The 5,843-nt window shown below is 59.2% G+C and carries 3 protein-coding genes; all 3 read left to right on the plus strand.

The features are described from left to right. The first annotated feature begins 570 nt into the window (after positions 1–570). Positions 571–1,887: a Gfo/Idh/MocA family protein gene (locus ABX749_RS18940; protein ID WP_372897336.1), complete on the plus strand. Its 1,317-nt coding sequence runs from the start codon at positions 571–573 to the stop codon at positions 1,885–1,887. A gap of 75 nt (positions 1,888–1,962) precedes the next feature. Beyond that, positions 1,963–3,546 carry a phytoene desaturase family protein gene (locus tag ABX749_RS18945; protein WP_372897337.1) on the plus strand — a complete coding sequence of 528 codons (1,584 nt, stop codon included), beginning with the start codon at positions 1,963–1,965 and terminating at the stop codon, positions 3,544–3,546. Positions 3,547–3,573: 27 nt separating this feature from the next. Next, on the plus strand, positions 3,574–5,843 hold a 2,270-nt coding region (locus ABX749_RS18950), incomplete at its 3' end, for an ATP-binding protein (RefSeq protein ID WP_372897338.1).

The following is a 5,843-nucleotide window of genomic DNA, read 5'->3' on the forward strand; positions in this document are numbered from 1 at the left end:
GCACCGGGATAGCTCGGCCGACTTGACGGCACGCCGGTCCGCGGGGTGTTGAACCGATTGGGATTCGACGAGGGCGAGTTGTACGAAGGTCGTGAGTAAGAGGGCCGCGAGGTCGAGGGTCGTGAGTAGGACGGTCGCGAGTAGGAACGCCCCGAGTTGGACGGTCCGCCGAAGGATCGCCCGCCGCCCGGACTTGGCATTTGCGGTGCAGACGGGAACTGCGCCTCGGCGGCTCCAGGAAGCGACAGCATCAGACAGCCCAAGCACAACATCCACCTCCACCGACCGGGCCGACAAAGATAATTCACGATTCCGCCTCGCTCGATTTCTTGGTGCAAGATGCGCGTCTCACCGCGCTGATCCGAATAAAAAGTGTATCCAAACGAGGTGGGGCGCACGGCGGATTTGCAACGCGAGACGCAAAAACATTCGCGGCGAGCAACTTTCCCGACCTCGTCATTGGAAATCGCTCGGGGCCGTGCAGGGTCGCCAGAGAGGTCGTAGACTATGATGACCGACGTTTCCTGCCCGTTGCTGTTGCGTCCCTCCTACTTGCTACCGAAATTCGCCATGAAACGCCCCTCCGAGTCACGACGAGATTTTTTAAAAACCTCCGCGGTCCTTTCCGGCGGCTATTGGCTCGGTTCGACGCCGGCCGCGCGTGCCGCCTCGCCGAATGAAAAATTGAACGTCGCTTGCATCGGAGTCGGTGGACGCGGGTCGGCAAACGTCAGTGGCGTCGACGGCGAAAACATTGTCGCCATGTGTGACGTCGATGAAGCCAAAGCGGGCAAGCGTTTTGAACAGTTCGACAAGGCTCGGAAATTCCAAGATTTCCGCGTGATGCTCGATCAACTGGACAAGCAAATTGATGCCGTCGTCATCAGCACGCCCGACCACACCCACTTTCATCCCGCCCGCCAAGCGATGTTGATGGGCAAGCATGTCTATTGCGAAAAGCCGCTCGCCCATACCGTGTGGGAAACTCGCGAGCTGACGAAGATCGCCAGAAAGATGGATGTCGCCACCCAGCTCGGCAACCAGCGACACGCCAACGAAGGCATGGCTCGCACGGTCGAAGCGGTTCGCTCGGGCGTGATCGGCGAGGTCACCGAAGTCTATTGCGCGGTCGGTGGCTCACGAGGCATGCCCCCGGTGCCCACCGAGTTTCCTCCCGTCCCGAGCCATTTGAACTGGGACCTGTGGCAAGGGCCCGCCCAAGAACGTCCCTACTCGCCGGAGTATTGTCCTTACAAATGGCGTTTCTGGTGGGACTACGGCACCGGCGAAACGGGCAACTGGGGCTGCCACATTCTGGACATCCCGTTTTGGGCGTTGCAGTTGAAATATCCCAACCGTGTCGATCTGGACGAGGTGCCCAGCCCGGATCAAATCGATCCCCAGCGGACTCCCAAGTCGATGAAGACGCGTTTGGAATTCCCGGCGGAGAAGGGACACGGCGCATTGACGCTGCATTGGTGGCACGCATCGTTGGGCGACGTGTTCAAACAACACAAGACGGTTCCCGAGAAAGGGGACAACACCTTGTTCGTCGGCACCAAGGGCACGATCACAGCCGGATTCAACGGCTACAAGGTCACGCTCAACGACGGCGGCCACCCGGAGGCTCCCGAGAAAACGATCGCCAAGTCCCCGGGATTCCACCAGGAGTGGATCAACGCTTGCAAGGGCGGACCACGTTCGACGTGCGACTTTGTCGACTACACCGGCCCGCTGGCCGAATCGGTCCTGTTGGCCAACACGGCGTTTCGCGCCGGTGGCGGGTTTGACTGGGATGCCAAGGCGTTCAAAGCCAGCGGCAACGACAATGTCGAGCAATACCTGATGCCGAACTTCCGCAAGGGCTGGAAAGTCGACGCGGTTTAGGACCAATCAGTGCGGCAAGCAGCTTGCTTGCCATCGAATCGAAACGCAAGCCGGAAGCTTACGCCACGAAGTTCTATGTACGATACGATCATCATCGGCGGCGGCCACAACGGATTGATCACGGCGGCTTACTTGGCCAAGGCCGGCAAGAAGGTTTGCGTGTTGGAGCGCCGTGGCACGCTGGGCGGATGTGCAACAACCGAAGAGCTCTATCCAGGCTTTCGGTTTTCGCCCGCCGCCTATGTCGTCAGCTTGCTGCTACCGGAAGTCATCGCCGATCTGCGGCTAAAGGAATATGGCTACCAGGTACTGCGCCGCGACCCGTCATCGATCACCTTCGATGGTCAGGGCCGGCATCTGGTTTTGGGGCACGACGCAAAGCGAAATTTTGAATCGATCGCAGGATTCAGCAAGAAAGACGCCGAAGCGTTTCCGGCATACGAGAAGATGCTGACCGAGATCGCCGAGCGGTTGGAACCGCTGTTGAAGACCGTGCCGCCGCAGTTGCCCAGTCGGCTTCGCAAGACCGGCTTGTGGGATAAGGCCAAGAACCTGGTCGGCGGGCTGAAAACCGGATCGCTGATGCAGAAGTTGCTGTACGAAGACCCCGGCGCGATGGAAGTCTTGACCGGTGCGGCCGATCGGATTCTCAATCGTTGGTTCGAATCGGATCTGTTGAAGGGCACGTTGGCAACCGATGCGATCATCGGCGCGTTTCACGGTCCGTCCTCACCGGGAAGCGCCTACGTGTTGCTGCACCACGTGATGGGCGACGCCGGGGGAGCGCGCGGCGTCTGGGGGTACATCAAGGGCGGCATGGGAGGTCTGGCCGCGGCACTCCGTCAGGCCTGCCTGGATCTGAACGTCGACATCAAGATGGAAGTCGAGGTCCAAGAGATTCTGGTCCAAGACAACTCGGTGCGCGGCGTGTCGACATCCGACGGCGAGTTCGTTGGCAAATCGGTCGCCTCGGGAGTCGACGCCAACCGAACGCTGCTTCAACTGCTCGACTCCCGGCATCTGCCCGACGAGTTCGTTCAACAAGTCAAAAACATCGACTACTCCTCGGCCAGCGGCAAGATCAATCTTGCCCTGGATGGATTGCCCGACTTTGGTGTCGACCCGCAACTTTTGCGTGGCACGATTCACACCACACCGAACATGCAATTCATTGAACGGGGCTACCAAGAAGCGCTGGCGGGGAATTACAGCAGCAAACCGGTGCTGGAGATGACGATTCCGTCCAACGTCGATGACAGTCTCGCACCACCGGGAAAACATATCCTGTCGCTGTTCGTCCAATACGCTCCCTACCAACTGTCCGACGGCCGGCACTGGGACGACGAAAAAGACGCATGGGTCGAGAGCTGCATCGACATGCTGCAGCAGTTTGCACCGGATATCCGCGACAAGATTCTGTTCACCCACGCGATGACGCCGCTGGATCTGGAACGGACGTACGGGCTGACCGGCGGCAACATCATGCAAGGGGCGATGCATCTGCATCAACTGGGGCCGTCTCGCCCGCTGATCGGCTGGTCCGACCACCGCACGCCCGTGAAGAGGCTGTACCTGTGCGGTGCGGCGTCGCATCCCGGAGGCGGCGTGATGGGAGCCTGCGGACGAAACGCAGCGGGCATCATCCTGAGCGACCTTTAATCGGCTTCCAGACGTACAATCAATGGAATGCGTCTTAATTTACAAACCAAACTGACGATTTTCGTTGCGGTGGTCGTGTTTTTGACCGCCACGTTGGCCAATTTGACGAGTTTTCAATTCGCCAAAACCAGTCTGATCGGACAGATCCACCAGCGATTGCAGACCGCCGCGCACGATCGTCAACAACGCGTGCTCGCCTACGTCGATCAGCAGAAAGAACGGGCGTTGCTGGTCGCCAGCCGAACCCGCCTGCGGAGCTATCTCGTCGAACGGATCGAGGGCACTGTCGACGAAGCGAGGTTTCGCCAGGGCGTCCAACGGATTCTGATCGACGCCAAATTGAGCACCCCGGAGTTCTTGTCCATCTCGATCACCGACCCGCAGGGCCAAGTGATCACGTCGACCGACAAAAGCGACGTTGGGAAGAACTACTCCGATCATCCCGACTATTCACAAGGACGCATCGACGCCCATTTCGGGACTCCGTTTCAAAACGACGACGGCCAATACGTTGCCTGGATGACGGCGCCGGCAAAGACCAATGATGAGGAGTTTCTCGGAGTCGTGATGGTGCTGCTGGACGTCGATGGCTTGATCCGGATCCTGCACGATTCCACCGGCCTGGGAGACTCCGGTGAAGTGCTGATTGCCTCGCAACAAGGAAACCGACTGCACTACCTGATCCCTTCGGCAAAGCCGCACGACGACGCGTCAGAGAACCTCGAAACGGAGGCGATGAATCGAGCGATTGCTGGTGATTCGGGCCAAGAAGTGGGCCGCTATGCGGGAACCGAGGTGTTGATCGCCTGGCGTCCGATCACCTTGCAAGACCCCGAATTCCAACAATGGGGCATGGTGGTGAAAATGGATTGCGAGGAAGCGTTCGCGCCGATCGGCAAGCTGCGCAAGATGCAGTGGTTCCTGGAAGCCGCGCTGGTATTGCTGAGCGTTCTGGGGGCGTTTGTCCTGGCCAGACGGTTCACGTCTCCGATTTCACGACTCGCCAAAACCGCCGACATGATTGCCGGGGGTGACCGCTATGCCCGAGTCGCGGTGGATTCGGATGACGAACTGGGACGACTGGGAACGTCCTTCAATCGCATGACCGACGAATTGGTGAGGGCTCAGGTGACGCTCGAAGATCGGGTCGAAGAACGGACGCGGGAGCTGGCCGAATCCAATCAATACTTACAGAAAGCGCGTGAAGAGGCCGATCAGGCGAATCGAGCCAAGAGCGAGTTTTTGGCCAACATGAGTCATGAGATTCGCACCCCGATGAATGGGATCATCGGCATGTCGGACCTGTTGGACGGAACACCACTTTCATCGGAACAACGCGAATACCTGGGGATGGTTCGCGGGTCGGCCGATTCGCTGCTGCGGCTGCTCAATGACATTCTGGATTTTTCAAAAATCGAAGCCGGCAAATTGGAATTGGAATCGATTGCGTTTGACCTGAGAGACACGGTGGAACGGACGGCCCGCTCGCTAGGTCATCACGCTGCAGACAAGGGACTGGAACTGGCCTGCCGCGTCGACCCGGACGCCCCGCAAGTCGTCGTCGGCGATCCCGGACGGCTCCGCCAAATCATCGTCAACCTGGTCGGCAACGCGATGAAGTTCACCGAGGCCGGTGAGGTGGTCGTAGCGGTGGAACTGGAGGACCGCAGCGAAACGAATGCCCAACTGCACTTTTCGGTCCGCGACACGGGGATCGGCATCCCGAAGGAAAAACAAGACAGCATTTTCGAGTCGTTTTCACAAGTCGACGCATCGACCACGCGTCAATACGGAGGCACCGGGTTGGGGCTCTCCATTTCGGGTCAACTGGTCTCTATGATGGGCGGTCGGATCTGGGTGGAAAGCGAACTGGGCCAAGGGACGACATTTCACTTCAATCTGAACTTGGAAATCGGGCAACCGCTGACGCCCTCTCCCCCGGCCGCGTTGGAAGATCTGGCCGGCCTGCCCGTGTTGGTCGTCGACGACAACCGAACCAATCGATTGATCTTCAACGAGATGCTTCAGTCCTGGGGGCTGGCCCCGACGTGTGTCGCCGATGGGCAGACGGCGCTGGAGGAACTCGAACGCGCCGCCGCGGCCGATTCGCCCTACCAACTGGTGCTGCTGGATTGCGTGATGCCGAACATGGACGGCTACGATGTCGCCACCAAAATGCTGGAAAACGATCAGCTTCGACACACCAAAACCATCATCATCTCCTCGGCGACCAGCGAAGACAAACAGCGATGCAGCGACCTAGGCGTGGCCAGTTATGTGACCAAACCCGTCGTGCA

The organism is Stieleria sp. (assembly GCF_041595215.1).
GTDB lineage: Bacteria > Planctomycetota > Planctomycetia > Pirellulales > Pirellulaceae > Stieleria > Stieleria magnilauensis.